The sequence below is a fragment of the Planomonospora sp. ID67723 genome, from assembly GCF_015711605.1.
Classification (GTDB): Bacteria; Actinomycetota; Actinomycetes; order Streptosporangiales; family Streptosporangiaceae; genus Planomonospora_A.
On record NZ_JABTEZ010000004.1, the window covers coordinates 152,706 to 178,825 of the forward strand.

General features: G+C 70.3%; 31 protein-coding genes and 3 pseudogenes. 24 read left to right on the forward strand and 10 right to left on the reverse strand.

Annotated features, from left to right (window positions below):
* Positions 1-151 precede the first annotated feature (151 nt).
* Positions 152-1,138: an aldo/keto reductase gene (locus tag HS041_RS27280; RefSeq protein WP_196443715.1), complete on the forward strand. Its 987-nt coding sequence runs from the start codon at positions 152-154 to the stop codon at positions 1,136-1,138.
* A gap of 493 nt (positions 1,139-1,631) precedes the next feature.
* Here the strand turns inward: HS041_RS27280 and HS041_RS40180 are convergent, their stop codons facing one another.
* Both HS041_RS40180 and HS041_RS40185 read right to left on the reverse strand, forming a co-directional pair.
* Complete coding sequence (locus HS041_RS40180) at positions 1,632-2,198, reverse strand: MmyB family transcriptional regulator (protein ID WP_307845490.1); 567 nt, start codon at positions 2,196-2,198, stop codon at positions 1,632-1,634.
* Between the two features lie 112 nt (positions 2,199-2,310).
* The gene (locus HS041_RS40185; RefSeq protein WP_307845491.1) at positions 2,311-2,568 is read right to left on the reverse strand and encodes a helix-turn-helix domain-containing protein; all 258 of its coding nucleotides are present in this window, start codon (positions 2,566-2,568) and stop codon (positions 2,311-2,313) included.
* A gap of 231 nt (positions 2,569-2,799) precedes the next feature.
* Here HS041_RS40185 and HS041_RS27290 point away from each other — a divergent pair, with 231 nt between their 5' ends.
* From HS041_RS27290 to HS041_RS27340, 11 genes and pseudogenes are all read left to right on the forward strand, one after another.
* The gene (locus HS041_RS27290) at positions 2,800-3,585 is read left to right on the forward strand and encodes an MFS transporter (protein ID WP_196443716.1); all 786 of its coding nucleotides are present in this window, start codon (positions 2,800-2,802) and stop codon (positions 3,583-3,585) included.
* Positions 3,586-3,678: 93 nt separating this feature from the next.
* Complete coding sequence (locus HS041_RS27295; protein ID WP_196443717.1) at positions 3,679-4,233, forward strand: nuclear transport factor 2 family protein; 555 nt, start codon at positions 3,679-3,681, stop codon at positions 4,231-4,233.
* A 246-nt stretch (positions 4,234-4,479) separates the two neighbouring features.
* Positions 4,480-5,276 (forward strand): annotated as a pseudogene (locus HS041_RS27300) (zinc-binding dehydrogenase).
* Between the two features lie 33 nt (positions 5,277-5,309).
* A complete protein-coding gene (locus tag HS041_RS27305) occupies positions 5,310-5,804 on the forward strand; it encodes an aldo/keto reductase (RefSeq protein ID WP_307845525.1) in 495 nt (164 codons plus the stop codon).
* Positions 5,805-5,845: 41 nt separating this feature from the next.
* Positions 5,846-6,868 (forward strand): aldo/keto reductase, encoded by a 1,023-nt coding sequence (locus HS041_RS27310; protein ID WP_196443718.1) that lies wholly within the window; start codon positions 5,846-5,848, stop codon positions 6,866-6,868.
* A gap of 152 nt (positions 6,869-7,020) precedes the next feature.
* Positions 7,021-7,227, forward strand: a complete 207-nt coding sequence (locus HS041_RS39475; RefSeq protein ID WP_307845492.1) for a protein kinase domain-containing protein — start codon at positions 7,021-7,023, stop codon at positions 7,225-7,227.
* Positions 7,228-7,666: 439 nt separating this feature from the next.
* Complete coding sequence (locus tag HS041_RS27320) at positions 7,667-7,819, forward strand: hypothetical protein (RefSeq protein ID WP_196443719.1); 153 nt, start codon at positions 7,667-7,669, stop codon at positions 7,817-7,819.
* A 67-nt stretch (positions 7,820-7,886) separates the two neighbouring features.
* The gene (locus HS041_RS27325) at positions 7,887-8,537 is read left to right on the forward strand and encodes an O-methyltransferase (protein ID WP_196443720.1); all 651 of its coding nucleotides are present in this window, start codon (positions 7,887-7,889) and stop codon (positions 8,535-8,537) included.
* Between the two features lie 400 nt (positions 8,538-8,937).
* Entirely contained in the window at positions 8,938-9,546 is a 609-nt protein-coding gene (locus HS041_RS27330; protein WP_196443721.1) for a hypothetical protein, read from the forward strand.
* A 160-nt stretch (positions 9,547-9,706) separates the two neighbouring features.
* Complete coding sequence (locus HS041_RS27335) at positions 9,707-10,513, forward strand: alpha/beta fold hydrolase (protein WP_196443722.1); 807 nt, start codon at positions 9,707-9,709, stop codon at positions 10,511-10,513.
* A gap of 140 nt (positions 10,514-10,653) precedes the next feature.
* Positions 10,654-10,911 carry a hypothetical protein gene (locus tag HS041_RS27340; RefSeq protein ID WP_196443723.1) on the forward strand — a complete coding sequence of 86 codons (258 nt, stop codon included), beginning with the start codon at positions 10,654-10,656 and terminating at the stop codon, positions 10,909-10,911.
* Positions 10,912-11,103: 192 nt separating this feature from the next.
* On the opposite strand, the gene HS041_RS27345 is transcribed toward HS041_RS27340, so the two are convergent.
* Positions 11,104-11,343 (reverse strand): hypothetical protein, encoded by a 240-nt coding sequence (locus HS041_RS27345; protein ID WP_196443724.1) that lies wholly within the window; start codon positions 11,341-11,343, stop codon positions 11,104-11,106.
* 119 nt (positions 11,344-11,462) lie between these two features.
* Here HS041_RS27345 and HS041_RS27350 point away from each other — a divergent pair, with 119 nt between their 5' ends.
* On the forward strand, positions 11,463-11,612 hold the full coding sequence (locus HS041_RS27350) for a hypothetical protein (protein WP_196443725.1): 150 nt from the start codon (positions 11,463-11,465) through the stop codon (positions 11,610-11,612).
* Positions 11,613-11,703: 91 nt separating this feature from the next.
* Here the strand turns inward: HS041_RS27350 and HS041_RS27355 are convergent, their stop codons facing one another.
* The gene (locus tag HS041_RS27355; protein WP_230879901.1) at positions 11,704-12,930 is read right to left on the reverse strand and encodes an MFS transporter; all 1,227 of its coding nucleotides are present in this window, start codon (positions 12,928-12,930) and stop codon (positions 11,704-11,706) included.
* A gap of 95 nt (positions 12,931-13,025) precedes the next feature.
* On the opposite strand from HS041_RS27355, the gene HS041_RS27360 reads away from it, so the two are divergent.
* From HS041_RS27360 to HS041_RS27385, 6 genes are all read left to right on the forward strand, one after another.
* A complete protein-coding gene (locus tag HS041_RS27360) occupies positions 13,026-13,205 on the forward strand; it encodes a hypothetical protein (RefSeq protein WP_196444401.1) in 180 nt (59 codons plus the stop codon).
* 247 nt (positions 13,206-13,452) lie between these two features.
* On the forward strand, positions 13,453-14,034 hold the full coding sequence (locus HS041_RS27365; RefSeq protein WP_196443726.1) for an RNA polymerase sigma factor: 582 nt from the start codon (positions 13,453-13,455) through the stop codon (positions 14,032-14,034).
* Positions 14,031-14,984: a CU044_5270 family protein gene (locus HS041_RS27370; protein WP_196443727.1), complete on the forward strand. Its 954-nt coding sequence runs from the start codon at positions 14,031-14,033 to the stop codon at positions 14,982-14,984. The genes HS041_RS27365 and HS041_RS27370 overlap by 4 nt, the downstream gene beginning before the upstream one ends.
* 853 nt (positions 14,985-15,837) lie before the next feature.
* Complete coding sequence (locus HS041_RS27375; protein WP_230879818.1) at positions 15,838-16,497, forward strand: type 1 glutamine amidotransferase domain-containing protein; 660 nt, start codon at positions 15,838-15,840, stop codon at positions 16,495-16,497.
* On the forward strand, positions 16,494-17,123 hold the full coding sequence (locus HS041_RS27380; RefSeq protein ID WP_196443728.1) for a TetR/AcrR family transcriptional regulator: 630 nt from the start codon (positions 16,494-16,496) through the stop codon (positions 17,121-17,123). Before HS041_RS27375 ends, HS041_RS27380 begins: the two co-directional genes overlap by 4 nt.
* Positions 17,120-17,488, forward strand: coding sequence for a TfoX/Sxy family protein (locus tag HS041_RS27385; RefSeq protein ID WP_196443729.1), 369 nt, complete (start codon positions 17,120-17,122; stop codon positions 17,486-17,488). The genes HS041_RS27380 and HS041_RS27385 overlap by 4 nt, the downstream gene beginning before the upstream one ends.
* Before the next feature lie 243 nt (positions 17,489-17,731).
* Here HS041_RS27385 and HS041_RS27390 read toward each other — a convergent pair.
* A pseudogene (locus HS041_RS27390) lies at positions 17,732-18,300 on the reverse strand (ISL3 family transposase); the annotation flags it as partial.
* A gap of 118 nt (positions 18,301-18,418) precedes the next feature.
* A pseudogene (locus HS041_RS40610) lies at positions 18,419-18,589 on the reverse strand (transposase family protein); the annotation flags it as partial.
* A 240-nt stretch (positions 18,590-18,829) separates the two neighbouring features.
* Here HS041_RS40610 and HS041_RS27395 point away from each other — a divergent pair.
* The 3 genes from HS041_RS27395 (at position 18,830) to HS041_RS27405 (ending at position 21,647) form a co-directional block, all read left to right on the forward strand.
* The gene (locus HS041_RS27395) at positions 18,830-19,321 is read left to right on the forward strand and encodes a hypothetical protein (protein WP_196443730.1); all 492 of its coding nucleotides are present in this window, start codon (positions 18,830-18,832) and stop codon (positions 19,319-19,321) included.
* A gap of 557 nt (positions 19,322-19,878) precedes the next feature.
* The gene (locus tag HS041_RS27400) at positions 19,879-20,673 is read left to right on the forward strand and encodes an SDR family NAD(P)-dependent oxidoreductase (RefSeq protein WP_196443731.1); all 795 of its coding nucleotides are present in this window, start codon (positions 19,879-19,881) and stop codon (positions 20,671-20,673) included.
* A gap of 83 nt (positions 20,674-20,756) precedes the next feature.
* Complete coding sequence (locus HS041_RS27405; protein WP_196443732.1) at positions 20,757-21,647, forward strand: helix-turn-helix transcriptional regulator; 891 nt, start codon at positions 20,757-20,759, stop codon at positions 21,645-21,647.
* 341 nt (positions 21,648-21,988) lie between these two features.
* On the opposite strand, the gene HS041_RS40505 is transcribed toward HS041_RS27405, so the two are convergent.
* Positions 21,989-22,915: a helix-turn-helix domain-containing protein gene (locus HS041_RS40505; RefSeq protein WP_374058878.1), complete on the reverse strand. Its 927-nt coding sequence runs from the start codon at positions 22,913-22,915 to the stop codon at positions 21,989-21,991.
* Between HS041_RS40505 and HS041_RS40510 the strand changes: the two genes are divergently transcribed.
* A complete protein-coding gene (locus HS041_RS40510; protein WP_196443734.1) occupies positions 22,868-23,248 on the forward strand; it encodes a nuclear transport factor 2 family protein in 381 nt (126 codons plus the stop codon). The genes HS041_RS40505 and HS041_RS40510 overlap by 48 nt on opposite strands.
* Positions 23,249-23,929: 681 nt before the next feature.
* Here the strand turns inward: HS041_RS40510 and HS041_RS27420 are convergent.
* The 3 genes from HS041_RS27420 to HS041_RS27430 all read right to left on the reverse strand — a co-directional run bounded on the left by HS041_RS27420 (position 23,930) and on the right by HS041_RS27430 (position 25,391).
* Positions 23,930-24,376: a PIG-L deacetylase family protein gene (locus HS041_RS27420; protein WP_230879819.1), complete on the reverse strand. Its 447-nt coding sequence runs from the start codon at positions 24,374-24,376 to the stop codon at positions 23,930-23,932.
* Between the two features lie 133 nt (positions 24,377-24,509).
* Positions 24,510-24,686, reverse strand: coding sequence for a hypothetical protein (locus HS041_RS27425; protein WP_196443735.1), 177 nt, complete (start codon positions 24,684-24,686; stop codon positions 24,510-24,512).
* Between the two features lie 369 nt (positions 24,687-25,055).
* Complete coding sequence (locus HS041_RS27430) at positions 25,056-25,391, reverse strand: hypothetical protein (protein WP_196443736.1); 336 nt, start codon at positions 25,389-25,391, stop codon at positions 25,056-25,058.
* Between the two features lie 48 nt (positions 25,392-25,439).
* On the opposite strand from HS041_RS27430, the gene HS041_RS27435 reads away from it, so the two are divergent.
* Positions 25,440-25,817: a GntR family transcriptional regulator gene (locus HS041_RS27435; RefSeq protein ID WP_196443737.1), complete on the forward strand. Its 378-nt coding sequence runs from the start codon at positions 25,440-25,442 to the stop codon at positions 25,815-25,817.
* Positions 25,818-26,120: the final 303 nt, after the last annotated feature.

A 26,120-nucleotide genomic window follows, 5' to 3' on the forward strand; every position in this document is an offset into this window, starting at 1 on the left:
CTGGCAGGTGGCGGTCGTAGATGGGGTGACCGTGAGTGAGGCAACCGGGCGCCCACCGTCGGAGACGGGGCCCGCCCGTGCCGCCACCGGACAGCCACCCGAAGGCGCCCTCGATACTGGCAGAGGTCGATCGCGTGTCACGGAGGTAGCGGTGCACACCAGGACGTTGGGACAGGGCCTTGAGGTGTCGGCCGTGGGGCTGGGCTGCATGGGCATGTCGCAGAGCTACGGCCCCAACCCGGGCACCCGCCAGGACATGATCGGCGTGATCCGGTCCGCGGTGGACGCCGGGGTGACGTTCTTCGACACCGCCGAGGTCTACGGCCCTTACGTCAACGAGGAACTCGTCGGCGAGGCCATCGGCCCGATCCGCACTCAGGTGCAGGTCGCCACCAAGTTCGGCTGGGACATCGCCGACGGCAGGCCCGTCGGCTTGAACTCCCGGCCCGAGCAGATCCGCAAAGTCGCCGACGCCAGCTTGCGGCGCCTGGGTGTGGAGGTGATCGACTTGTTCTACCAGCACCGGGTGGACCCAGACGTGCCGATCGAGGAGGTCGCCGGCGCGGTGGGCGAGCTGGTGCGATCAGGCAAGGTCAGGCACTTCGGCCTGTCGGAGGTCGGGGCGGCAACGCTGCGCAGGGCCCACGCCGTGTACCCGGTCACCGCGGTGCAGTCGGAGTACTCGTTGTGGACGCGCGACCCCGAGCCCGAGGTGCTGCCCGTGTGCGCGCAGCTGGGGGTCGGGTTCGTGCCGTTCAGCCCGCTGGGCAAGGGGTTCCTGACCGGCTCCGTGGACGCTGGGGCGTCCTTCGCCGACGGCGACATCCGGGCCACCATCCCGCGCTTCGACGCCGAGAACCTGGCCGCCAACCAGGCCCTGGTGGATCACGTTCGCGCGCTGGCCGAAGCCAAGGGGGCCACGCCGGGACAGCTCGCCCTGGCATGGCTGCTGGCCCAGCAGCCGTGGATCGTCCCGATCCCGGGAACCCGCCGCCTGTCCCGTCTGCAGGAGAACATCGGCGCGACCACGGTCGGGCTGTCGGCGGACGAGCGGGCCGACCTGGACGCCCTGGCCGCCCGGGTGGGGGTGGCCGGTGATCGGTACGGCGAGGCGCACATGAACCTCGTCGGGCGCTGACCTGCGCCATATCAACGGTTGCGGGGCGGCTCTTCGTCGGCGCCCCATGGCGGCCGTTGACGTCGTCGGCTCCGCCGGCTTCAGCGCCGCATGATGACGATGAGGCCTGCCGGTGGATCGCCGTCCGTCACGCCGCCGATCACGTCCACATCACCCCAGACCCTCACCCGCCAGGACGGCAGGAAACACCACCTGCACGGCAACTGGTTCGCGATGCGCGCCGCCTGCTGCCGGGCCGAGACCAGATACGGGCTACGCCGTACGGCGGTGCCACCGGCTGTTGGTGACGCCCGGCGTCACTGACATCAACTGGTTCTCCACTTTCGATGACTCGGTAGCGGACGGTGACACAGGGCGACGGAGGAGACCATCCGCCGCTCGGCCTCGGCTCGCGTGGCCTCGACCGCGGCACGGAAGTCCTGCAGGTGCTCCGGCGCGCCTGCGGCCTGGCCGCCGGCGAGCCAGGCGGGCAGACCAGGTACGCCGGAAAGGGCTAATGGCGCTGGTCAGAGTCCCTGCGGGCGTCCGGCCGGACCGGCCTGGTCATCTCCTCGGATCCGTCCCTCGTGTAGGGACGGGCAGCCCAACTGGCCAGGCTCTGCAGCGCGGCGTGGGAGGCGGAGTCCGGATCGGGGCTGTAGATGACCAGGCGCTGGCCGGGATCGGCGGGAAGCGGAGCGGACTCGAACGGCAGCTCGAGATCACCCACCTGCGGGTGGTGGATGCGCTTGGTCCCGGTGAGGTGAGAGCGCACGTCGTGCGCGGCCCAGCGGATGCGGAAGTCGTCGCTGCGCATCGAGAGCTCACCGATCAGGTCCGACAGGTGCCGGTCGTAGGGGTCGCGGCCCGCCGAGGCGCGCAGCAGCGCAACGGCGTCGTCGGCGGCCTCGGCCCAGTCCCGCCAGAAATCCCCGGAATGCCGGTCCAGGAAGAGGAACCGGGCGTGGTTGGGCGGCTTGACGGGGTCGTCGTAGATCGGGTCGTACAGGGCGCGGCCCAGTTCGTTGGAGGCCAGGATGTCCAGGCGCCCGTCGACCACGAACGCCGGGGTCAGCGTCATGGCGTCCAGGATGCGCTGCACCGTCGGGCGAATGCGCACCTGCGGCGGGCGCCGGCGCTGCGCGGGCCGGCTGCCGCCGGCGGTGCGCACCAGATCGAGCAGGTGCGCGCGCTCATCGTCGGGTCAGCTGCAGGGCGTGGGCGATGCCGTCCAGGACGCTCTCGGAGGCGCCGCTGACGTTGCCGCGCTTCAGGCGGGTGTAGTACTCGGCGCTGATCCCGGCCAGGGTGGCGACCTCCTCACGCCGCAGCCCGGCCACGCGGCGGCTGCCGCCGTAGACGCGTAGCCCGGCCTGTTCGGGGGTGATCCGCGCGCGCCGGGTGGTCAAGAACTCCCGGATGTCGGCACGGACCTGCTGTTTGTCCACCATGTCATCCACCGTACGCGGTGGCGTCATCACGCTGGGGGACCCTGCCAGGCTCCCTTTGGCGATACCTCCGGCAACAGGAACTCCCACATGCGGACGGGCTCGGGTTTCCTGGACGTTGTCTGCAGGCGGGCGGCCGACCAGGCGCCCGGCAGTCAAGCGAACCCGCCGCAGTCTCACCGCCGTGCACCGAACCGACCGCACGTACACCCCGCGAAGGAACCGCAGCACCCCATGAACGACAGCACACCCGATCCGCAGCGCTGGAAGGCGCTGGCCGTCATCTCCCTCGCGCAGCTGATGGTCCTGCTCGACGGCACCATCGTCAACATCGCGTTCCCGCGCATGCAGAGCGACCTCGGCTTCTCCGACGCCGACCGGCAGTGGTTCGTCACGGCCTACACCCTCGCCTTCGGCGCCCTGCTGCTGGGCGGGCTGCTGGGCGACATGTGGGGACGCAAGCGCGTCTTCCTCACCGGCCTGGTCGGCTTCGCCCTGGCCTCCGCGCTCGGCGGCGCCGCGGCCGGCACCGGCGTACTGCTGGGGGCCCGCGCCCTGCAGGGCGTCTTCGGCGCCCTGCTCGCACCCGCGGCGCTGTCGCTGGTGGCCACCACCTTCACCAAGGGCCGGGAACGCGCCACCGCGTTCGGGATCTTCAGCGCCATCGCCATGGCCGGAAGCGCCATCGGCCTGCTGCTCGGCGGCGCGCTGACCCAGTACGTCGATTGGCGCTGGTGCCTGTACGTCAACATCGTCTTCGCCGTGGTCGCCATCGCCGGTGCTGTGGTCTTCGTCCGCGAGCACGGCGGCCACGCGGGCCACCGGCTCGACCTGCCCGGTGCCGCTGGCTACCAGGCGATGATCAAGAATTCCGCGGCCGGCCGGGTCGGTACCACCGACGAGGTCGCCACCGCCGCCGCCTACCTGCTGGAGGCCGGCTTCGTCACCGGCAGCGACCTGCTCATCGACGGCGGCGTCATCGCCGCGATGAACGCCGGCCGGCTCGGGCTCAGCCAGTAAGACCCGCGGGTCTTCAGTCCTGAGCGCGGCCCGCCGCACCGAGAACACACCCCACACCGTGCCGGTCGCCGGCGGGCGAGAGACGAGAGGCACATGAACGACCGCGGCACGCGAACCAGGCCCCGCACCCACGCCACGATCCCCATCACCGTGCCGGCCGTCGCAGCCGTTCTCATCATCGGGGCGACCGTGTCCTGCACGACGCCGGACCAGGCCGGCACCACGCCCCGGCCCCACGACACCACGGAGATGATCATGCCTGCCGCTTCCGGCGACGACCTGGACCGATCTGCCATCCTGGACAACTACCGCAGCCAGCACCGCGCCATGGTCGAGGCACGCACCGACGTCCTGGACGCGCTCCTGGCCGATCAGTTCACCGCCACCCACATCACCGGCTACCAGCAGCCCAAGGCCGAATGGCTGGCGCAGATCCGCTCCGGTGACTTCACCTACCACCGGATCGAGGACAAAGACGTCTTCATCACCGTGGACGGCGATAGCGCCGTCCTCGTCGGCAGGGCCGCGGTGACGGTCACGATCGGCGGGGCGAGGGGAACCTGGAACCTGGAATCGACCATGGAGTACATCAAGCAGGGCGGGCGGTGGACGGTCGTCCGCTCCCGCTCGACCACCTACCAGCCGTAGGCACCGCCTGCGGGCTCGAAACAACGGCGGCAGGCCCCGCGGGCGGCCGGCCGCCGGAGGGTTGTGGTCTGAGCCGGGTGAGGCGAGGGCGGCGCCGCCGGTGCGACCGGACGGCACCCGCGGCTCTCACCGCGGAGCCCGTGCGGGGAGCGGGACGAATTTACCTGTGGCGGACCCAGCTCCGGCGCGCCGATCGATCGGCCGCGGGTAGGTCCGACGACGAAGAGGAAGACGGGGAAGACCCTGATGCGAGCGACTTTCATCTACGGTGCCGGTGACGTGCGCGTGCAAGACGTGCCCGACCCGGTGCTGCAGGCGCCCACCGACGCCCTGGTGCGGGTGGTGCGCGCCTGCATCTGCGGCAGCGATCTGCATCCGTATCACAACCTGCCCGCCTCGGAGCGGCGCCGGTCGGAGAGGATTCGGCGCTGCTGCCCTCGCTGCTGACCCTGTCGGATGTGTTCCTCACCGGCCACCACGCCGCCGTCAAGGCCGGGGTCGGCCCGCGCACCGCCGTCACCGTGATCGGTGACGGGGCGGTCGGCCTGTCGGCGGTGCTGGCAGCCCGGCGGCTCGGCGCCGAGCGCATCATCCTCATGGGCCGCCACCAGGCTCGCACCGACCTCGGCCGCGAGTTCGGCGCCACCGATGTCGTGGCCGAGCGCGGTCCTGAGGGCGTCGCGAAGGTCCGTGAGCTGACCGGCGGCGACGGCACCCACACCGTGCTGGAGTGTGTCGGCTACCTCAACGCCTACGAGATGGCCTACGGCGTGGTGCGCGCCGGCGGGGTGATCAGCCGGGTCGGCGTGCCGCAGTACGAGGAGGCGCCGATCGGGTTCGCCAGCCTGTTCGGCGGCAACATCACGCTGACCGGCGGCCCGGCCCCGGTGCGCGCCTACATCGAGGAGCTGCTGCCCGACGTGTTGGAGGGCCGCATCGAGCCGGGCCGGGTCTTCGACCGCACCATCGGCATCGAGGACGTGCCCGACGGCTACCGGGCGATGAACGACCGCACCGCGCTGAAGGTCCTCATCCAGCCCTGACCGCCCCACGACGAAGAGGCGTGGCTGGAGACCATCCGCCGCGCGCACGCGGTCCATCCGATCACCGCGCTGCAGTCGGAGTACTCGCTGTGGACCCGCGACCAGGAGCAGGTGCTGCCGCTGCTGCACGAGCTGGGCATCGGGCTGGTCGCCTACTCCCCGCTCGGCCACGGCTTCCTGACCGGAAAGATCCGCTCGGAAAGCGACTTCGGTCCCGATGACTTCCGGGCGACCAACCCCCGCTTCACCGGCGAGAACTTCCAGCGCAACCTCGCCCTGGCCGACGAGGTCCAAGCCATCGCCGCCGAGGCCGGCGCCATGCCCGCGCAGGTCGCGATCGCCTGGCTGCTGGCCAAGGGCGACGACATCGCCCCCATCCCGGGCACCAAGCGGGTCGCCCGCCTGGAGGAGAACGTAGCCGCCGACAGCATCACTCTGACCGCCGAGCAGATCGCCAAGCTCGACAGCCTGCCTTCTGCCGCCGGTGGGCACCACAACGAAGCGCAGATGCAGATGATCGAACGCTGAGGCGGCGGTCCCTCCCGCACCCGATGGAGAAAGGACCTCCCATGCAGACCGTCACGTTGAACAACGGCGTCGAAATGCCGATCCTCGGCTTCGGCGTCTACCAGATCCCGCCGGAGCAGACCGAGCAGGCCGTCACCGACGCCCTGGCGGCCGGCTACCGGCTGCTGGACACGGCGGCCGCCTACATGAACGAACAAGCCGTCGGCCGCGCGATCAAGGCCAGCGGCGTCCCGCGCGAGGAGCTGTTCGTCACCACCAAGCTGTGGATCTCCGACGCCGGCGAGGAGAACGCCCGGCGCGCCTTCGAGGCCTCGCTGCGCAAGCTCGGCCTGGACTACCTCGACCTGTATCTGATCCACCAGCCCTACGGTGATGTCTACGGCTCCCGGCGGGCCATGGAAAGCCTCCACCGTGAGGGGCGGATCAAGGCGATCGGGGTCTCCAACTTCTACCCCGACCGGCTGGTCGACCTCATCGACCACAACGAGATCACGCCCGCGGTCAACCAGATCGAGACGCACCCGTTCTTCCAGCGCACGGCCGACCAGCAGCTGATGCGCGAGCGCGGGATGCAGCTCCAGTCCTGGGAGCCGTTCGCCGAAGGCCGGGAAGGGCTCTTCTCGCATCCGGTCCTGAGCGAGATCGGCGCAGCACACGGTAAGTCGGTCGCGCAGGTGGTGCTGCGCTGGCTCATCCGGCGCGACGTCGTCGTGATCCCCAAATCGGTCCGGCCCGAGCGGGTGGCCGAGAACCTCGACGTCTTCGACTTTGCGCTCACCGACGAGCAGATGGCTCGCATCGCAGCCCTGGACCACACGGGTCCGGGCGATGAGCGGCTGGTGTTCGACCAGGGCGACACCGGCAACGGCGGCATCGGCCGCGACCAGGTCGCCGAGGTCCTCATCCGCAGCCTCCTGACCGGTGCGGCCATCGGCCGCACCTTCGAGTTGTTCGCCGAACCCGGCGCGGTCCCGGCGGACTGGAGCGGTCTGTTCACCGCCCTGACCCCGGATACGGCCGGGGTGCTCGACGCGCCGCCGACCCGGACACGCTGCCGTCCTTGACCGGGGAACCGCAGGCCGTGCAGACCGACATCGCCCGGCTCGTGTCCCCCTGGCGGGGACACCGATGAGGAGGCGATGCTGCGGCATGACCAGCACCGCACCGCACCGCACTGCGTCCGGCCCTCCCTTGCCGGGGCCGACTCGGCTCTACCGTGAGCGGCATCCTCAAGGTCGTCGACTTCGGCCTGGACCGGCTGGCCGCCGAGAGCGTCCGGCTGACCACGGCCGGCACCATGGTGGGCACCGCCGCCTACCTGGCGCCCGAGCAGATCGACGGCTCCGGTGCCGGCGCGGACAGCGACCTGTATGCGCTGGGGTGCGTGGCCTATGAACTGTGCGTGGCCTATGAACTGCTGTGAGGCCGCCCACCCTTACTGGCACCGCCCCCGAGCTGCTGCACCAGCACCAGCACCGCGCCCCGGCCCCGCCCCGGACGCTGCGGCGGCGCCGTGGCGGCGTCTGCCGGTCCAGGGGCACTCTCGCGGTGGCCGCCATCGCGTTGATCACCGCTGTGGTGATCGCACTGTCGGCGGACTCCGATCCCACCGCCGCCCCGGCTCCCGGTGACGGCCCGGCAGCGTCGGCGACCGCCACCGCGAGCGCGCCCAGCCCCGCGCTCTCCGCTGACTCGGCCCGGTCCTCATCGCGCCCCAGCTCCGTTCCGGCCCGGCCCGGTCTACTGGAGCTGATCCACGCACCTGGCTGGCCGGGCTTGAACAGGCGCTCAACGCGCAGCTGGAAGGCGGCGGCATCGAGGCCGACCTGACCGACAAGATCCGTGACAAAGCCGCCCAAGTAGTGGAGAAACTCACCGAGGGCAAAGCCGGCGAGGCCCGCGACAAGCTGCGGGAACTGACCCGCGACCTGGCCGAGGCCCGCCGGGAGGGCAGACTCGCCGACGGTCCGCTGACCGACTTCCTGGCCCGCTCCGGCCTGACCGGCCACAACTGAGCCCCGCGCCACGCCGATCGCCCGGAGCAACCCCGGGTCGATCACTGCGGGGCTCGACAATGGCCGCATGCAGGATCCGCTCTTCATTGATCCGGCCGTGCGCCGCTACCTGCTGGCCCACAGCACAAGCCCCGACGAAGGGCTCCAGGCGCTGGCCGCCGACTTGCAAGAACACGGCAGCGCGTCCGCGGCGATCCCGGCGGATTTGGCCCACTTTTTGACCCTGATCGTCCAGATGACCCGAGCGCGCGCCGTTGCCGAGGTCGGCGCCGTCACCGGGTATGCCTCCTTGTGCCTGGCCCGGGGCCTGCCCCGCGGCGGCAAGCTGACCTGTTTCGTTGCCACCCGCGAGCAGACCACGCTGGCCCAGCGCCACTGGGAGCGCGCCGGTGTCGCCGACCGCATCACGTTGCGCATCGGCCCACCCGCCGAGCGGCTGCGCGATCTGCCCTTCGTGCCCGCGCTCGACTTGGCCGTCATCACCGCCGGACCCGCCGAGCGTGCCCAGTACTACCCGATGCTCCTGCCCCACCTGGGCGCCGGAGGGCTGATCCTCATCCCCGACGCCTTGGACGGCGGCGCGGTCGCCCACCCGGCCGCCTTTGACGAAACCACCCAAGCGATCGACGCCTTCAACGACACCCTGGCTGCCGATGAGCGCATCAGCGTGCTGATGCTGCCCCTCGCCGACGGGGTGAGCCTGATCCGCAAGCGCTGAGACGCCCGGACGGTGATCACATTTTGGTCACCATCCGGCCCGTGCGGTCAGAGGGGTCGCCGTCGCGGCCGATGAGCACCGGTGACGACGACATTCACGAGGTGATCTCTTCCGATGTGTCCTCCTGGCCAGCACCGCCCCGCCCACATCGGCAAGGCGGCGCTGATGCCGGGCGCCGCCGGCCTGGTGGCCACCCTGACCGGGAAGGGCACAAAGTCGACCTCGACCTCCTGGAGACTCGCTTCCTCCTCGCCGCCGACCAGCCATCTGTCACTCTGCGCTACCGCACTGGAGGCTGTTTCTTGAAGCCTCTGCCAGGAGTCCCGCGCTCTATCCACGGTGACCGCCGCGAAGGACAATGGCGGCAGTTGACACCCTTGGCAGGACAGTTATGGATCGCATGATCGTCAACCTGACCCCCTACGCGATCAGGTTTGCCGGAGCCGTCGCGGCGATCTGGGGCATCGCGTATGCGATCAACGGTGCCACCCGGGCGCCCGGATACGTCACCATACGCGTCACGCCCGCGCTGGAATCGGCCGATCACTTACGGCTGAGCGGTGTGGACCTCCCCGCCGGCGTCGGACTGCACGACGGAGAGCTGTCGCTGAACGTCTGGGATTCCACCGTCGCCGAGCAAGTCCTCTCCCGCGCAGACGTCTTGCTGAGCGGTCTTTGCGCGGGCATCGCCGCCCTGCTGCTGAGTGCCCTGCTGGGCTCCGTTACAGACGGACGGCCTTTCCAACGGCGCGATCCCGCCCGGATCACCTGGCTCGCCGCTCTTGTGATCGTCTGGGGCCTCGGCTCCTTGCTCCCCGGCCTCGCCGCGGCGACCGTACTCGATCGGGCGGGGCTCGCCGAAACCTTCCTGCCGTCGCTCACCCTGTCATGGGTGCCGATCGCAGGAGGCGGGTTTCTCCTCGCGCTGGCCCTGAGCCTCCGCGAACGAGTCAAGGCGTCCGATGCGGCGGCAAAGAGGCCGGCAACAGACCCGCCGAGCTGTTCCTGACCCTGGTGTTCGCCGTACTGCCGACGTCGTTGCCGCCGCCGAGGAACCTCTGTGCTCAGCCGAGCGGACCCGCAACGTCTCCTCGATGGCGGCGTGGACGGCAGGGCCCGGTCGCGCCCTGCGGGTGACGACCCGCCTCGGCTGGGATATACCGGAGTGCATGGGCCAGGTGACGTCAAAGGACGGCACGACGATCGCATACGAGCGCCAGGGCAGCGGCCCGGCCCTCATCCTGGTGGGCGGTGGACTGGACGACGGCTCAGAAAACGTGCCGCTGGCCGCCGGGTTCGCCACGTCCTTCAGTGTCGTCAACTACGCCCGGCGCGGGCGAGGTGACAGCGGCGACACCCCGCCTTACGCCGTCGAGCGCGAGATCGAAGACCTCGACGCACTCATTGCCGCGGCCGGCGGATCGGCGCACGTGTTCGCTGTCTCCTCAGGTGGCGGTCTGGCACTGCGCGCGGCAGCCGCGGGATTGGCCATCGACCGGCTGGCTGTCTACGAGGTGCCGTATGCGATAAGCGAGGAGATGCGGCAGCGGAGTGCGCAGTTCGTGGCCGGCCTCGGCCCCGCTGCCGCCTCGGAACGTCCCGGGGCGTTGCTGGAGCTGTTCATGTCGTCGTTTGGATCCTCGGCCGAGGACATCGAGCAGGCGAAGAATTCGTCCTTCTGGGGCGATCTGGTGGCGATCGAGCACACCATCGCCTACGACGCGGCCTGCATGGGCGACTATCGGCCTCCCGCCTTCCTGGCACGCATCACCCAGCCGACGCTGGTGCTGACCGGCGCGGTGCCGCCGGATGCCCAACCGGGGATGGGAGGACTGCCCGCCGACTTCTTTATGCGGGCGGCCGAGGCGATCGCGATCGCCGTTCCCCGGGCGCAGCAGGCGACCGTCGAAGACTCCGGCCATGTCGCCGATCCCCAGACCTTGGTACCGGTGGTCACCGCCTTCTTCCAGCGCTGACGACCGTCACCGGCCCCGTCTCGCCCACCGAGACCTCGTCGATCACACGAACAGCCGCCCCGATGGCTCAGATGGCCGGGAAACCCGGTCCCATGGCTCCGGCCGAGTGAGAATGGCCTACTTCCCATGAGAAGGGACAAGTGGGTTTCTCCGTGCGGCAGGATGCGGTCGACGGCGGCCCGCCACATCCTGCCCGAGGTGGTCACCGCGGCGGCCGGGCGCTCGTAGACGGCGATATCGACGCCACCGTCGCCCCGGACGCCGGGGTCCCGCTCGCCGACGTCCAGGAGCTGCCCGGCCACGCCTCCCCGGTCACCACCCAGCGCTGCAACCGCGGCCGCCGCAAGCTCGACTCCCACGCCGCCTACCGGATGGCCGCCCTGCTCGGCGGCAGTTGAAGATGTGTGAAGACCTCTTCCTCTGAGTTGCGGTAAACCCCGGCATACCGCCCCGCGCCGGCAGTGTCCCGCCGCGGGCCCCGCACCCCCGGCGCCACCCCGGAGGGCCCCGGACGCGAGCGCCCCGCCGTGCGGCTCCTGGCGCCCGGCGGGACGTCGCGGGGAAGACGCGGGGCGGAGCGGCCGGACGGCTCAGCCGCCCAGGATGCCGTTGGGCAGGAGGGTGGAGAGCATGCCGCCCGAGCTGAGGGTAACGCCGAGCTGCTGAGTGAGCTCGGTGACGGGGTTAAGGAGAGGACCGAGGAAGCCGAGGAGGCTGCCGGAGGCGCCGGGACCGTCGGGGACGGGCTGAGCGGAGGCGGGAGTACTGGCGATCAGCACGCCGGGGCCGGCGAGCACGGCCGCGGCCGTCAAGCGAAGCGGACGGGTCATGGGGTTCCCTTGGGTATCGGAGCGGCGGGAGGGCCGCCGACGCTGCGCATGCCCCGGGCCGCCGGGTGGATCGCACTGGCCGTGCTGCTGGTCGGCGCCGCCGTGGCCGGCACCCTGTGGTGGCTGCTGGTCGACCTCGCCGTCCCGCGCCCGCCCCGCCGGCCGCCCCCGGCGGGACGGGCGGCGCCCGCGGGGAGATGCTGCGCACCGCGCTGGCCGCCGGCGTCGGCGTCGGCGATGACGGCGGCCAGCGGGCCGGGCGGTTGTGATCGCCGGGGATGTTGTCTAACCCCAGCCGGTCGTCGCCCGCTCCATCACGTCCTCCACCGCATCCATCTCGGCGAGGACGTCGGCGGGAGGTCACAGCCGCAGGAGCGGCCGGTGGGTCAGCACCGGCAAGTGGCCGAGGAGGAAGCCGCACACGGCGATCCACAGGATCGCGTGCGCGTCGAACCAGATCCCCAGCACTCCGCCGAGCAGCCCTCCGAGCGGGGCCGCGCCCCACATCAAGAACCGCATGCTGGCGTTCATCCGGCCGAGCAGCCGCTCCGGGGTGATCCGCTGCCGGTAGCTGAGCTGGCTGATGTTGTACACCGACCCGCTCATGCCGAGCAGCAGGCAGCCGAGCGGGTACAGCGTCAGCCGCCAGCCCTCGGCGGCCAGCGGAACGAGCAGGGAAGCGGTGGAGGCCAGGGCCGCTCCGCCGTACATCGCCCGGCCGACACCGTACCGGGCGGCGAGGCGGGGGGCGAGTGCCCCGCCGAGCAGGCTGCCGACGGGGCTGCCGGTGAGCAGCAGGCCGTACAGCCCCGGGCTCACATCGAGCGTCCTGAGCAGGAAGAAGGGCTGAGCGACGACCCAGACGCCGTTCGAGACCATGACGGCCGCGCCGATCACGGCAAAGCGGCGCAGCAGCGGGTGGCCAACCACATAGCGGATCCCCTCGGCGGCCTCCTCCCGGAGCCTGCGGCGCTCCGCGGCGGGCGCGGGGGTCTCCTCCACCCGGACCCCGCCGAGCAGCAGCGCGGAGACCAGGTAGCTGATCGCGTCGGCGAAGAGGGCGATCGGCGCGGTGATCGCGTGCACCAGCCAGCCGCCCAGCGCGGGGCCGGACAGGACCGCGGTGCCGCGCAGCGTCTCCAGCACGCCGTTCCCGCACAGCAGGTCGTCCCTGCCGACCAGCGAGGGCAGGAAGCTCATGTGCGCCACGTCGAAGAAGACCGTGCCGAGCCCCATGAGCAGGGCCACGAGATAGAGCTGAGGCAGACTGAGGACGTCCAGGGCGGCGGCGAGCGGGACGGACGCCAGCGCGACGGCGCGCAGCAAGTCGCTCCAGATCAGGATGGGACGGCGGCGCAGCCGGTCCACCCACACCCCGGCGGGCAGCCCCAGGACCAGGAACGCGACGGTCTCGGCGGCGGTGAGCAGGCCGACCTCGAAAGGGCTCGCGTCGAGCGTGAGCACCGCGGCCAGCGGCAGGGCCACGATGGTGACCTGGGTCCCGAACTGGCTGATCGCGTCGGCTCCCAGGAACAGCCGGAACGACCTGTCCCGCCACATTCCGGTGCTCTTCTCCCCGGCCCGCATGACCACGGATCGTTCCCGCCCCGGCCGGGCGGGTCAACTCCTTTCCCGTACGGCGGCTCGCCCCCCGTACGGCGGCCCGCGCCGGGTTTAAGGTGGTGGGCGTACAGGCGACAGTGAAGGTCTTCGACCCCGAGACCCGGTCAAGGTCGGTGTTCCCGGACGACGGGACGGAGATCCCGTTCGGCATGGAGGCGTTCGACGCCGGGCCCCTCCTGGTGCTCCGATCCGGCCAGCGGGTGAACATCGCCGTGGGAGGCTCCACCGGCCGTCGGTGACACCCGACGTCACTGACATCAAGTCCGCGCGAGGCACTGACAACAATCGGCTCTGGCCCACTTCCGATGACGAGGTGACCGTGAGTGAGACAAGCGGCCTGCGGAACACCGCCAAGCCGCTTCCGATGCTCCTCAGTGCCCGCATGTCTCCCCCCGGAGCCTGCCGGGCGGCCGGCAGCGTCCCGTGAACTCGTTTCCCCACTCGTGTGAAAGACAGGCGACACCCTTCCTTGAAAAGGCCTACCCCATGCCGCTCAGTACGACCATGTCCGACGCCGCCCTGATCGAACGGTCATGGCGAGATCCCGAGGATTTCGCCCTGCTGTTCGACAGGCACGCAGGACACATCCACCGTTATGCGGCCCGCCGCCTCGGCGACGATGCGGCCGACGACGTCGTCTCCGAGACGTTCCTCGCCGCGTTCAGGCGGCGCCGCGCCTACGACACCGCCGCCCATCCGCAGGCCCTACCCTGGTTGTACGGCATCGCGACCAACTTCATCCGTCGGCATCAGCGCGCCGAGATACACCGCTACAAGGCCTACTCGAAAATGGGCGTGCTTCCCGACGCCGACGACGCCGCGCAGCAAGCCCTTGAGCGGGCGAGCGCGCATGCCGTACGCCGCCCTCTCGCCCAGGCGCTCGCCTCACTCAAGGCCCGCGACCGCGACGTCCTCTTACTCGTGGCCTGGGCCGACCTCACCTACGAGGAGACCGCCCACGCCCTGTCCATCCCGATCGGAACAGTGCGCTCCCGCCTCAACCGCGCGCGGGCCATCGTCCGCGACGCCCTCGGCAGCACCGACCCCACGACGGAGCAGATCTCGTGAACGACCTGACCGAACTGCGCGACCTGTTCGCCGACAAGCCGCACCCCACGGCGGATCGTCTCGCCCCCGCCCGTACCGCCCTCCTGGCCGAGGCCCGCACGAAGCGCCGACCCCGGGCCCGGGCGGCCGGTCTGCGACGTCTGATGCTGGCAGGCGCCCTCGTCGCGGCGACGACCGCAGGAGCGATCGCCGTCCAGACGTTCAATCCTGCCGCGCCCGCGAGCGCCGCCGAGGTCCTGAGGCTGGCGGCCGCGGCCACGACCGCCAGCCCGTGGTCGGATCCCCGCGACGACCAGTACCTCCACTACGAGCAGACCGCGGAGACGCGCAGCGAGAAGGGGGTCCGCAACCCCGGTCCGCGCCGCATCACGGCCGAGATCTGGGAGTCCGTCGACGACTCCCGTCCAAGTCTCATCTGGCACAAGCCGCCGAAGTCCCACCCGCAGCACCGCGAGTACAAGCAACTCCTGACCCGGTGCCCCAGCGGTCCCGGCTCTGGGCGCCTCACCTACGCCGACCTGCGGAAGTGGCCGACCGACCAGGAGCAGCTCCGGCGCAAGCTGGCCGAACGCGGTAACAAGCGAGTTCTGTACACGGACGCCGTGACCCAGACCTGGAACGGCGTCGTCGACGTCCTCGGCAGCCCGGTCCCGCCCCAGCTGCAGGCGGCCATCTTCCGGGTCGCCGCGACCCTGCCGGGCATCGAGACGGAAGAGCTCACGGACGCCACCGGCAAAACGGGCATCGCCGTGACCCGGGTGGACAACCGGGGCGGCGGGGGCGCCATCTCCCGCGAATCCCTCATCTTCGACAAGACCTCCTACGTCCTCGTGGGCGGCCAGGACCTCGTGCCGGGGAAAGGGCGGGAACTGTGGTCCGTCACCCGTCCGCGGATCACCGACGCACTCCCGGCCTGGTCCACGTCCGTGAAGCAGAGAGGCTGCGGCTGAGCCTGCCCTCCCCGGCGGCAGGCGGGCCGCACCGGCCGCGCCTGCCTGCCATTCGGCAGCCAGACGCCCAACAGGTGTTCCGGAGACCGGTTTCCTCACTCACGGTCACCTCGTCATCGAAGGTCGCCCTTGCCGTGCAGGCGCGGTGCCGGTGCGGGCGGTGGGGGGAGGTCGGCGGCGCGGCGGATCGCGTTCTCCTGTGCCCAGGCCGGGGCACCCGGGTGTTCTTGACGGCGATGCGGAGCTGGGCGCCGTGGGCATACAGCAGCGCGACGGCGGCCAACCCCTGATTGGTCGTGGCGGGGGAGGTGCCGGCGGCGAACAGGTGGCGGCGCCAGGCGGTGACGGCGGATTCGGCGCCGACGACATCAGCGAAGGCGTCGGTGTGCTCGGCACGGTGATCATTCAGCCAGGTGCGGTAGGCGCGGGTCGTGTTGGCGGCCAGCACACAGCGGGACAGGTGGGTCTCGAAGGCGGTGAACGCTGCTTCGGTGGCGGTGGCGGTGGCGGTGGCGGTGGCGGTGGCGGTGGCGGTGGCGGTGGCGGGTCGGCACCGCCGCGGCGCTCGGGCCGACGGCGGTGGTCCTCGCGCGAGTGCCCACGATCGACCATCACCCTTCTTATCCGGGGAGATGTGATTCGCGGACAGCACCCCGGACTCCGTCTCGCTGTCATGGCAATGCGTGTCGGCTACCGGAGCTGTCTTCACCGGCTGGCGTCGACACCTCGCCACGGCACCCGCCGACGCTGCGTGACATCACTGCCTCCGTGCCGGCCGAACGTCGGCGGCCCCAAGGTCACGCAGTGCGCCAATTTGCTTGTGCATACACAAATTTTTGGGCAGACTATAGCTATGACGCAATCGATTCTCATGGTCCTCACCTCTCACGGCGCGTTCGGCACCACCGGCCGGCCGACCGGATTCTGGCTAGAGGAGCTGACGGTCCCCCTCCGCGCCTTCCGGGATGCCGGATTGGCCGTCAAGCTCGCCTCCGTGCGGGGCGGACGACCGCCGATCGACCCAGCCAGCACCACCGCCACCGCCACCGACGCCGATCTCGACGCCCTGCTCACCGGTACCGCGCCGCTGGCCTCCGTTGATCCGGCCGACTACGACGCGGTGTTCCTGGCCGGTGGACACGGCACCATGTGGGACTTCCCCGACGACGAGCCCCTCGCCCGGCTCGTCGGCGCGATCGGTCGTGCCGGTGTCGTCGCCGCCGTCTGCCACGGCGCGGCCGGGCTTCTCGGCGCGACCACATCGACCGGCGATCCCCTTGTGGCGGGGCGGACCGTGACAGGGTTCAGCGACGCTGAAGAGGCGCTGGCCGGTGCGACCGCCGCGCTTCCGTTCTCATTGGAGCAGCGGCTCAAGGCGCTCGGCGCCGTGGTTGAGGTCGGCGAGCCGTTCACCCCGACGGTGCGCCGCGACGGCCGCCTCCTCACCGGCCAGAACCCGGCCTCGTCCGCCGGCGTCGCAGCCGCTGTCATCGACGCCCTGGTGCTGGCGTGACCACACCCGCCGACCGGCTCGCGGCCCTGCCGCTGCGCGAACGCAAACGGGCGCGGCTACGCGTGGGGCTGTGGCGGGCCCTGCGTGAACGCGTCGAACACACCCCGTTCGCCGACATCCCGGCGCGGGAACTCGCCGCGGCGATGGAGGTGTCCGAGCCGACCTTCTTCGCACACTTCAGCTCTAAGACCGACCTGCTCGCTTACCACATCTGCATGTGGCGCATCGGCACCGTCCTCGCCGCCGATGAAGCGCGCGACGGCGTCGAGTTCATCCGACGGTTCTTCGACGAAACGGCCCGGTCCATCATCGCCGGTCCCCGCATGTGGTTCGAGATCACCGCCGAGGTGGCCCGCGGTGGCGGTATCTGCGCGGTGCTGGACATCAGCGCCGCCGAACGGCTGATCGTCTTCGACGACCTCCGCGCCCTCGACGTCGCGCTCACCCCGCAGGCCGACCTGTTCCGCCGCCACCTGCCCCCATCGCCCGACCCCGAGCAGGCCGTGACCGGCCTGCTCGCCGGCTTCTACGGCGTACCGCTCGCCCTCGGCGCCGACCGGCTCGATGAGCTGCGCGACGCATACCGCGCACACGTCGACCGATACACCACGGCAGCCGTCAGGTGACCGGCTCGCGCACCATCGCCGACCACGTCCTCGACCTCCTCGGATCGTCCTCGGGCGTCGATCTCGCCTGCTTCTTCGGCGGCTGGTCACTACGACGCGACGGGAAACAGATCGGCATCGTCATGGACACCGTCTACGCCAAGGTCGACCCCGCACACCGCGATGCCTGGCACGCCACCGGCTCGACCCCGTTTCGATACACCGCCCGCGGCCGCATGATCACCGTCGAGGCGTACTGGAGCCTCCCAGCCGACGCTCTCGACGACCCGGACCTTCTCCGCGACCTCCTCACAACAGACGGTGGCCCCACCATGCCGCCGGATCGTCCGGGAGTGAGCAGCGAACCGAGGGGTCCGGCCCCATGACCGACAGGACACGCTTCAGATTCCTGGGCCTTCGGGCGACGGCGGTAAGGGCGACTCGGCTTGGCAGGGAACTTCTTCCCGGCACCATTACGCCGCCCGCAACCGCTCGGCCGTCGCACAGTGGTCCGCGCGTGCTTGATCAAACTGCCGTTTCTCCTGGTCAAAGCCATGGCTGCGGAGTAGGCGTGCATCCACGGATCGGCGAGGTGCGCCGTGACGACAGGCGCGGCCGGGCCAGCCGACGGACAGGTTCACCTTGGTGATCAGCCCGTCCAGCGAGGCGGCTCCATGCTCCTGCACTCGCAGGGATGCCCTATAAGAGCTGGTTCGGGAGCGGGAGCGTAGGGTGTCCACGCCTTCGGTCCGGCCGTTGTGGTACGGAAGGGTGAGACCGGCATTCACCGCGGCGCGGTCGAGTTCCAACCCGTTGGCGAAGCCGTGCAGGTGGGGCAGGTCAGGGACGCGGACGGCGGTGATCCACGCGGTGAGCTTGGCGTCGTTGCCTTCGGCTGGGTGAGGAGCGCGGCGAAGCCGCGGACATGGCCGGCGAGTTCGGTCAGTTCGGGGCAGGCGGCCGTGAGCTCCCGCAGCAGCCGGGTGTCGCTTTCCCGCAGCCGCTCGGGATGGGTGAGCAGCAGACGGGCCAGGCGGCGCGGGGTGATGACGGGCCGCTCTCCTTCGGCTCGGCCTTGGGCGATGTAGCAGTGGAGCAGGTTGAGGCTGCCGGTGTACCCGAGCCCTTTGATCTCGCCGAACAACTGCAGGACGGCGACGGCCGGGTCGGCGGCGCGCCGTTCCCGCAGGTGATCGCGGTTTGACCACGGCGCTCAGTTGTCCGGTGAGCCTGCTTGTTCGACGCTGGTAGCGCTCGAGCAGCCCGGGCATCTGCTCGCGGAATGTCTGCCGAGGGCATCTCCACGCCGGGCAGAGCAGACGCCGTACCTGCAGTGACACCACCACTCGCCGTCCGTCGACCGGAACATCGGTGACCGTCCGACCGCAGTAGCCGTGCACTCGACCGGTCAATGCCCCGCACACCGGGCAGGGGACCGGCTCGTCACATCGGCAGGAAGCTCGGCCTGACCGCTGTCCTGCCGACATCTCAAGGGTGCCGAATCCTTGCAGGTCAACGGCAGAAAACTCTCTCACAACGTCCCAAGATGCTTAGTTTTCTCCGTAGGCGTCGAATTTCTCTTGTCGTGGGGCGTTTCATCCCCCACTCTTTCCTCGGTACCACCACCTCCAGTACCTCCAGTCGCACGAGAGTCAAGTGCACGGAGACAACAGATGGGATGACCAATGCTTGGCCAGCGAAGCTTTAGACGGATCACCAACACCACCATGGCCGCTGTGCTCTGTACCACCTTCGCAGTCGGACTTTCCATCAGCATCCCCACGGCCGCGCACGCTGAGAAGAAGTGTCACCCTGGCGGCTGGCCCGCACTGGGCTATGGAGAAGTCAAGTACGACAACCCCAACGCGACCGGCGATCTCAAGTACCCCGCGACGCTCCACGGCAGGACGGCACGCCTCTACAGCGGCCGCAGCAACGCCGCTGCCTACGCCAGGGTGTACCTGAAGAAGGGCGACGTGCTGGGCATCGATCGATCGAACTTCAAAGTCACCGGCCCCCGGTCCGACCACAACTGGCTGCGCACCCACGAGGTCGAGGCTCGCGGGACCTGGGACTACTGCGAGGTCACTGCTTCCTCGGATGGAACCTATTCGACACCGGTGATCGATGGAGCCCATCGGGCCGTGCGCATCTGCATCCTGCACAACGGCGGTCGGCAGTGCACCAACATCTGGTACGCCGACAATGATGACGATTGATCCCCTCTCCCCTAACAAGGGTATGGAGAGCCCGAGTCCGCCATACAGCTAGCTCACTGCAGCTCTTTCATCCCCGGGCAGCGGCTCACCGGTCACAACCTGGCCGATAGCGGGGGAGGGGTGGGCCCGGCTCGGCGGGGCCGTCGACCGGCTCGGCGTGGTCGAGGGCGAGGAAGGAGGGGTTCGGCGGCCGCCGGGGTGCGAGACCTCGCACGGGTTCGTGCCGGCGGGCCGATCGAGTGTGAGGGCCGAGGCGAGGAGCAGGCCGACTCGGCGGGCAGAGTGAGGCGCAGGGCCGAGCAGCACGGCGCCCACTCAGGACCGTCGTACGGCGCTCCGCACCGCGACCTGTTCCAGCTCGGCATCGCGGTCAAGGTGCTGGAGGGCGATGCTGAACGGGCTGTCGGTGATGCTCGGTGAGGACTGAGCCGCTTCGCGCACCCGCGTAGGGGTGGGCCGAGAAGGGGTAACGACCCGGGCGTCACCGGGGTGGACCTGGCCGTCCCTGGGAAAACCACGGCCTGGTTGCGACCCCGGCAGCTCGGCAGAGTGGCCGCATGAACGGAAACACTGCTGAACAGAACGGTTTCACCGGCCGCGTCGCCCTGGTCACCGGCGGTACGAGCGGCATCGGGCTGGCCACGGCCCGGCAGTTGCTGGCCGAAGGCGCGCAAGTCGTCATCACCGGCCGCAACGATGAGCGGCTGCGCCGTGCCGCCGAGCGACTGGAGACGGTATCCGACGGCGGTACCCGGCTGCTCACGATCCGGGCCGATGCCGCCAGCCTGGCCGACACCGAGCGCCTGGTGACCCTCCTTCGCAAACGGTACGGGCGGCTCGACGGTGTGTTCGCCAACGCGGGGGTCGGCGTTTTCAAACCGGTTGGGCAGACCACCGAGCAGGACGTCGACCTGCTGGTCGACGTCAACTTCAAGGGCGTGTTCTTCACCGTCCAGCAGACGGTGCCGCTGCTGGAGGAGGCCTCCGGGGGAGGGGCGGTCGTCATCAACGCCTCCTGGACCCTGCACCGGGCGATGGAGATCGCTCCGGTCTATGCGGCGACCAAGGCCGCCGTGCACAACCTCGCCCGTTCGCTGAGCGCCGGCCTGGCCGGTCGCGGCATCCGGGTCAACTCGGTCAGTCCGGGCTACATCCACACGGAGATGTACGACGCGATCATCACCGATGACGCGAGGCGGGAGGCGACCCGGGTGGCGCCGCCGCTGCAGCGGGTGGGACAGGCCGAGGACGTCGCGCAGGCCGTGGTCTTCCTGCTCTCCGACCGGGCGTCGTACATCACCGGGCAGGACCTCGCCGTCGACGGCGGCCTGGTGATGAAGGTTCCCAGCTGACCGGCTCCGCCTGCCGCGCCGCCTGTGGTACCTGGCCCTGTCAGGGCCAGGTACCACAGGCAGCGTCCGACGATAATCGGGGCATGAGCACATCGACCGTCCTGCGGGACTTCCTGCGTTCCCGCCGCGCTCAGCTCCGGCCCCAGGACGTGGGTCTGCCCGACAGCGGCCGCCAGCGCAGGGTGGCAGGGCTACGCCGCGAGGAGATCGCCGAACTCGCCGACGTCAGCGTCGACTACTACACGCGGATGGAACAGGGACGGGTCCGCAACGCCTCGCCGGCGGTGCTGGACGCGCTGGCCCGGGCGCTGCGGCTGGACCAGGAGGAGACCAGGCACCTGCACCGGATCGCCCGCCCGCCCGTCACCCGCGCTGCGGCGAGGTCGGCTCCGAGGCGCCCGCAGCGCGTACGGCCGATGCTGCGGACCCTTCTGGCCTCCATGGAGGAGCTGCCTTGCATGGTCATGGGCCGGCGGATGGACGTACTGGCCTGGAACCGTGCGGCGAGCGCGCTGTTCGGAGACTTCGATGCCATGGCACCGGCGGCGCGCAACATCGCCAAGATCACCTTCCTGTCCCCCGACTCCCGCGCGCTGTACGCCGACTGGGAGTCCTGCGCCCGCCGGAACGTCGCCTACCTCGGCATGGAGGCGGGCCGCCACCCGGACGACCCCGAGCTGGCGGCGCTGATCGGTGAACTCGCCGTCAAGAGCCCGGAGTTCCGCACGTGGTGGGCCGAACATCCCGTGCAGGACAAGACGTCGGGGATCCTGGGATTCCACCACCCCATCGTCGGCAGCCTCGAACTGTCCTATGAGACGCTGCGGGCTGTCGACGACCCCACCCAGGCGCTGATCAGCTACGCCCCGGAGCCCGGCAGCCCATCCGAGGACGCCTTGAGACTGCTGCTCGCCTGGACGGCGCACGAGAGTACGTCCTGCGCACCGACCACGCCGACGCCGAGACCACAGTAGACCTTCAAGAGCCATGTCACGGTTGCGGTCGGTCGACGGACAGCATGAGGGCGTCCACCGGAGCGGACGCCCTCCTCGCATGTGCCGCGTGATCGCTTCGGTCCGGTAGGCGCCTCCGGCCGCTGCCGGAGACGTGAGCTTGCGGTCCGCCCAGGACGCCGGCTGGTAAGGACTGGCACCGGACCGGCGAGCGACAGATCGAGGCGGTCGGGGCGAATTCTCATAAAACGCATCGTCTGATGGACTGTGACCGTGCCGGCGCGGTTCCTGGTGTCGGCGTACGGCGCTTCATCTGCACAGCCGTGTACAGGTGCATGCGGAGCCAGGACGTGCCCGGCACCTCACCCGGAGGGGCCTTCGGCTCTCGCCCGAAAGAAGCGGACGGTGTCGTCATCGGCGGCGAAGTACGCTTCGACGGCGATCTCATCCAGCGTGACGTCGAAAGCGGCGCCGAACGTCGTGACGGTGTTGATGAGGCACAGCTCCACTCCGCGATGGCGCATGCGGATGGGCAGCGCGATGTCGGCGGGATCAGGCGGCCCGAGATCGCCTGCGGGACCGTACGACAGCAGTTCCTCATACAGTGCGCTCAGCTCCGCATCACCGGTCTGCGCCACCTGGCGGGCGAGCCGGGGCAGCAGGTAGGCGCGAACCTGCGCGAGGTTGTGCAGCCGTGGCGCGAACCCGCGTGGATGCAAACCCAGTCGCATCATGTTGACCGGCGGGCGCAGCAGCGATGCGTCGACACCCTCCAGGAAGACGTCCATCGCGGTGTTGGCCAGCAGCAGGTTCCACCGGCGGTCCACGGCGAGCGCCGGATACGGCTCGTGCCCCCGCAGGATCTGCTCCAGGACCTTCCTCGCCGAAGCCAGGTGCGGATCGTCCAGCGGCCGTTCCCGGACCACGGGCGCGTGCCCGGCCGCGACCAGCAGCCGGTTGCGTTCCCGCAACGGCACGCCCAGATGCTCGGCCAGCCGCAGCACCATCGCGCTGCTCGGAATGGTCCGTCCCGTCTCCACGAAGCTGACGTGCCGGGCGGACACCTCCGCCCGGATCGCCAGATCCAGCTGACTGAGCCCTCTGCGGCGGCGCCATTCGCGGAGCAGTTCCCCCACCGGCCGGTCCTGCATCATGCGGCGATTATGTCCCGCCTCGTCGGCCACCTCGATTACATGGCGTGTAATCGACAGGACCGGGCGGCTGCCGGGACGGTGACTCGCATGAGTGAAAACAGCAAGGCCGCACGCAACCGACGGCTTGCCGTCCATGGGTTCACCGAGTTCGCGGCGGGGAACGTCGATGTGCTCCGCACTCTCCTGCACGAGGACTTCATCGAGCACAGCCCGGGAAATCCCTCCGGGCGGGAGGCGTTCATCGCGTTCATGGCCGGGGCTCCGGTGGCCCGCGCCCGGCTCGATCTCAAACGGGTCATAGCCGACGACGACTACGCGGTGATGCACTACCACATGACCACGGACGATGACCCGCGCGGTGTCGCCGTTGTCGACATCTGGCGGTTCGTCGACGGGCAGATCACCGAGCACTGGGATGTCGTCCAGCCGGTGCCGGAGGCAGAGCAGGTACCCCGCGGAATGTTCTGAGCGGTCGGGATGAAGCGGATGCCCATCTCGAGCGGGATCGATGCCCCCGCGATAGCGGTCTGCACGGTCCTTGCGGCCGTTCGGGAAATCGATCGGGCGGTGGGCATCCATGTCCACCAGGACGGTGCCGTAGGAATTGCCCCGGCGTTTGGCGAAGTCGTCGACGCCCAGCATGGTGATCCTCCCGGCCACCGGGTCAGGCAGCGCCCGCAGCAGCATGGAACGGCTCACCGGCATCCCGGCCACGGCGGCCATGCGGGCCCCGGCTTGCCCGGCCAGTGCGACCGCGATCGAGGTGAGCAGATCGCGCAACGCGCCGGTGCGACGGGCGTGCCGTGCGGTCAGTCCATCGACCTGCTCGGCGAAGATCTTCCGCTCGCAGAACGGCTCGCCGCAGAAGAAACGGCGTACCTCCAGCACGACCAGAACCGGCCGTCCACCCGCTGCCGGGTTGGCCTGCGTGGTGTGGCGCGGCGGCGGCCTTCGCACGTAAGGGCGGCGTCCGGCATCGGCGGTTCGGCCGGATCTACCTGTGGGGGCTGGGGGTGGTGTCCGCCTCGATGGCGGTGCCGTCGGTGATCCGGTGGAGGCAGAACGCGCCGCTGTTCGTGATCGACTGCCTGGCCTTCACCTGCGCGCTGGGCGGCTATCTGATGCGGCGGCGCCGCCCGAACGTGCACATCAGGGGCCCAGGCCGTCGAGGTAGGCGCGGTGGGTCTCCAGTGAGGCGACCGCGATGTCGAGGGTGTCGGTGACGTCGACCGCGTGGGTGGCGTGCGGGGAGCCCGCCACGGCGGCGTAGCGCACTCCGTTCCACGGCGCCAGGCCGAGGTCGGTGAACAGGTGGTGGTTGCCGGCGTCGCCGATCGCATCCAGTGCGGCGCGGCCGGTGTTGCGGTGGTCGGGAGTGTTCCAGCGCGGCCCGGGCCAGGTGTCATGGTGGTTGAAGGTCACCACCAGGTGCGGGCGGTGCCGGCGGATCGCCGCGGCCAGGTCGCGGCGCAACCGCGGCCCGTACTCGATCAGCCCGTCGGGGTGGTCGAGGGACTCCACCGAGGTGACCCCGACGATCGCGGCGCTGTCGTGCTGCTCGGCCTCGCGGACCTTCGCGCAGGTGCCGGGGTTCATGCCGTCGATGCCGGCCTCGCCGCGGTGGCCAGCAGGTAGGCGACCTGTTTGTCGGCGGCGGTCCATGCCGCCACCGCGCCCGCGGCACCGTACTCCAGATCGTCGGGGTGGGTCACGATGGCCAGCGCCCGCTTCAGTCCACCGGGAAGGGAGCCAGGCCGCCCGGCTGCACCGTTGCGGCACTGGCCGGGGTCGGGTTCGGTCTGGTCGCGGTGGTCATCGCGTTCTCCTTGGTGAGGGCGGCCGGTGCCGCCTGATTAGATCGTTTTGAAATCAACCCCACTCTGTCGGCTGATTCGATGAATGTCAACTTAAATAAGTATCGAATTAATGGTGAGGTGTTCGCATCGTGGCCGTAGTCGCGGTCACGTCCCGGCCGCGGGCCCATGCCCGGGGACGGGGGCGTCAGAAGTGAGGTGCCACATGATCTGCGCCACCATCGCCTTCGCTGCGCCCGGCGCTGATCGGCGTCGCCAAGGTCGGTGCCGTGCGGCCGGGGCAGGCCGGACTGTTCGGCATCCGCTCCGAACCGGCACCGGAGCCCGCCTCATCGGAGGACGACACCGAACATCCGCCGTCGGCAGAGCGGAACTGACGGCCAGCTCTCAAATCGCAGCGGAATGCCTACGGCGGCGTCCTGACGGCCGAGTTAGCGGGCTCCGAGGTGATCCCATTGGCCCTACTCGGCGGCCGGACGGACCTTCGGCCACGTGGGCGGGCGCTGCGGGCGGATGACGGTCGGCCTGTCGTCGGGTGCTTGTTCCAGCTCGCCGCCCAGGATCGTGCCGTCCGGAAGGCGCAACAGCAGGTCGATCCCGGCGGTCGGCCATTTCTCGCGCACCAATTGCAGGACGGGCCGGGCGAGGTCCAGGACCTTCCATGCCGCCCCGAAGATCATGGGCGTGATGTCGATGTCGGCCGGTCGGCCGTTGACGTGCGCGACGGCGCGCGCCGGGGCGCCGACCGCCCGGGCGTGGATGCGCGGGCTGGTCCGGCTCTCGTCGCGGTAGTCCACTATCTGAAGCCCGGGAGTGATGAGCAGGGCGGGGGCGATGAGCCTGCAATGATCGTCATCGATGCGGGCTCACCGGTTCCGCCGTTCGAGCAGCTGCGGGCCCAGCTCGCCCGGCAGATCCAGGACCGCACGCTGGCCGTGGGCGCCCGGCTGCCGACCATCCGCCACATGGCGGCCGACCTCGGCCTGGCCGTCAACACGGTCGGCCGGGCCTACCGGGAGCTGGAGGAGGCGGGGCTGATCGAAACCCGGGGGCGGGCGGGCTCGTTCGTGTCGGCCGCCGGCGAGGACGGCCGGGAGCGGGCCCGCCGGGCCGCCGCCGACTACGCGGCCGTGATCGCCAGCGTCGGCATCGACACGGGCGAGGCGATCCGCATCGTGCAGGCGGCTCTGACGTCCGGCTCGGCGGCACCGGCCCCGTCATGACCGCGAACCGGCCGCGGGGGCCACGGGAGTCCGGGACCGGAACGGCGGATGGCGGCGACTCCGCTCGCGCCGGCCTGCTAGGGGCTGTCTGGGGTTCGGATCTAGGGCGTGTATCGAAAGCGCCGGTCACAGTCACCCGTTGCTTTGAGGCAGGGGTAAACCGCTACTTCAGCGGTGGATGTGGCGGGTACGGTGTGGCTGTGGCTGTGGCTGTGGCTGTGGCTGTGGCTGTGGCTGTGGCTGTGGCTGTGGCTGTGGCTGTGGCTGTGGCTGTGGCCGGTGATCGCGTGCAGCGGCGGCTTA

Bases quoted from the DNA above. Each gene is read 5' to 3' on its own strand.
- HS041_RS27345 (WP_196443724.1), bottom strand. From the start codon at position 11,343: ATGACCCGTCCGCTTCGCTTGACGGCCGCGGCCGTGCTCGCCGGCCCC.
- HS041_RS40185 (WP_307845491.1), bottom strand. From the start codon at position 2,568: ATGGTGGACAAACAGCAGGTCCGTGCCGACATCCGGGAGTTCTTGACC.
- HS041_RS27420 (WP_230879819.1), bottom strand. From the start codon at position 24,376: ATGAACCCCGGCACCTGCGCGAAGGTCCGCGAGGCCGAGCAGCACGAC.
- HS041_RS40505 (WP_374058878.1), bottom strand. From the start codon at position 22,915: ATGGACGGCAAGCCGTCGGTTGCGTGCGGCCTTGCTGTTTTCACTCAT.
- HS041_RS27355 (WP_230879901.1), bottom strand. From the start codon at position 12,930: ATGCGGGCCGGGGAGAAGAGCACCGGAATGTGGCGGGACAGGTCGTTC.
- HS041_RS27335 (WP_196443722.1), top strand. From the start codon at position 9,707: ATGGGCCAGGTGACGTCAAAGGACGGCACGACGATCGCATACGAGCGC.
- HS041_RS27365 (WP_196443726.1), top strand. From the start codon at position 13,453: ATGCCGCTCAGTACGACCATGTCCGACGCCGCCCTGATCGAACGGTCA.
- HS041_RS27295 (WP_196443717.1), top strand. From the start codon at position 3,679: ATGAACGACCGCGGCACGCGAACCAGGCCCCGCACCCACGCCACGATC.
- HS041_RS27405 (WP_196443732.1), top strand. From the start codon at position 20,757: ATGAGCACATCGACCGTCCTGCGGGACTTCCTGCGTTCCCGCCGCGCT.
- HS041_RS27310 (WP_196443718.1), top strand. From the start codon at position 5,846: ATGCAGACCGTCACGTTGAACAACGGCGTCGAAATGCCGATCCTCGGC.
- HS041_RS27375 (WP_230879818.1), top strand. From the start codon at position 15,838: ATGACGCAATCGATTCTCATGGTCCTCACCTCTCACGGCGCGTTCGGC.
- HS041_RS27400 (WP_196443731.1), top strand. From the start codon at position 19,879: ATGAACGGAAACACTGCTGAACAGAACGGTTTCACCGGCCGCGTCGCC.
- HS041_RS27325 (WP_196443720.1), top strand. From the start codon at position 7,887: ATGCAGGATCCGCTCTTCATTGATCCGGCCGTGCGCCGCTACCTGCTG.
- HS041_RS40510 (WP_196443734.1), top strand. From the start codon at position 22,868: ATGAGTGAAAACAGCAAGGCCGCACGCAACCGACGGCTTGCCGTCCAT.
- HS041_RS27395 (WP_196443730.1), top strand. From the start codon at position 18,830: ATGGCCGCTGTGCTCTGTACCACCTTCGCAGTCGGACTTTCCATCAGC.
- HS041_RS27330 (WP_196443721.1), top strand. From the start codon at position 8,938: ATGATCGTCAACCTGACCCCCTACGCGATCAGGTTTGCCGGAGCCGTC.
- HS041_RS27435 (WP_196443737.1), top strand. From the start codon at position 25,440: ATGATCGTCATCGATGCGGGCTCACCGGTTCCGCCGTTCGAGCAGCTG.
- HS041_RS40180 (WP_307845490.1), bottom strand. From the start codon at position 2,198: ATGACGCTGACCCCGGCGTTCGTGGTCGACGGGCGCCTGGACATCCTG.
- HS041_RS27290 (WP_196443716.1), top strand. From the start codon at position 2,800: ATGAACGACAGCACACCCGATCCGCAGCGCTGGAAGGCGCTGGCCGTC.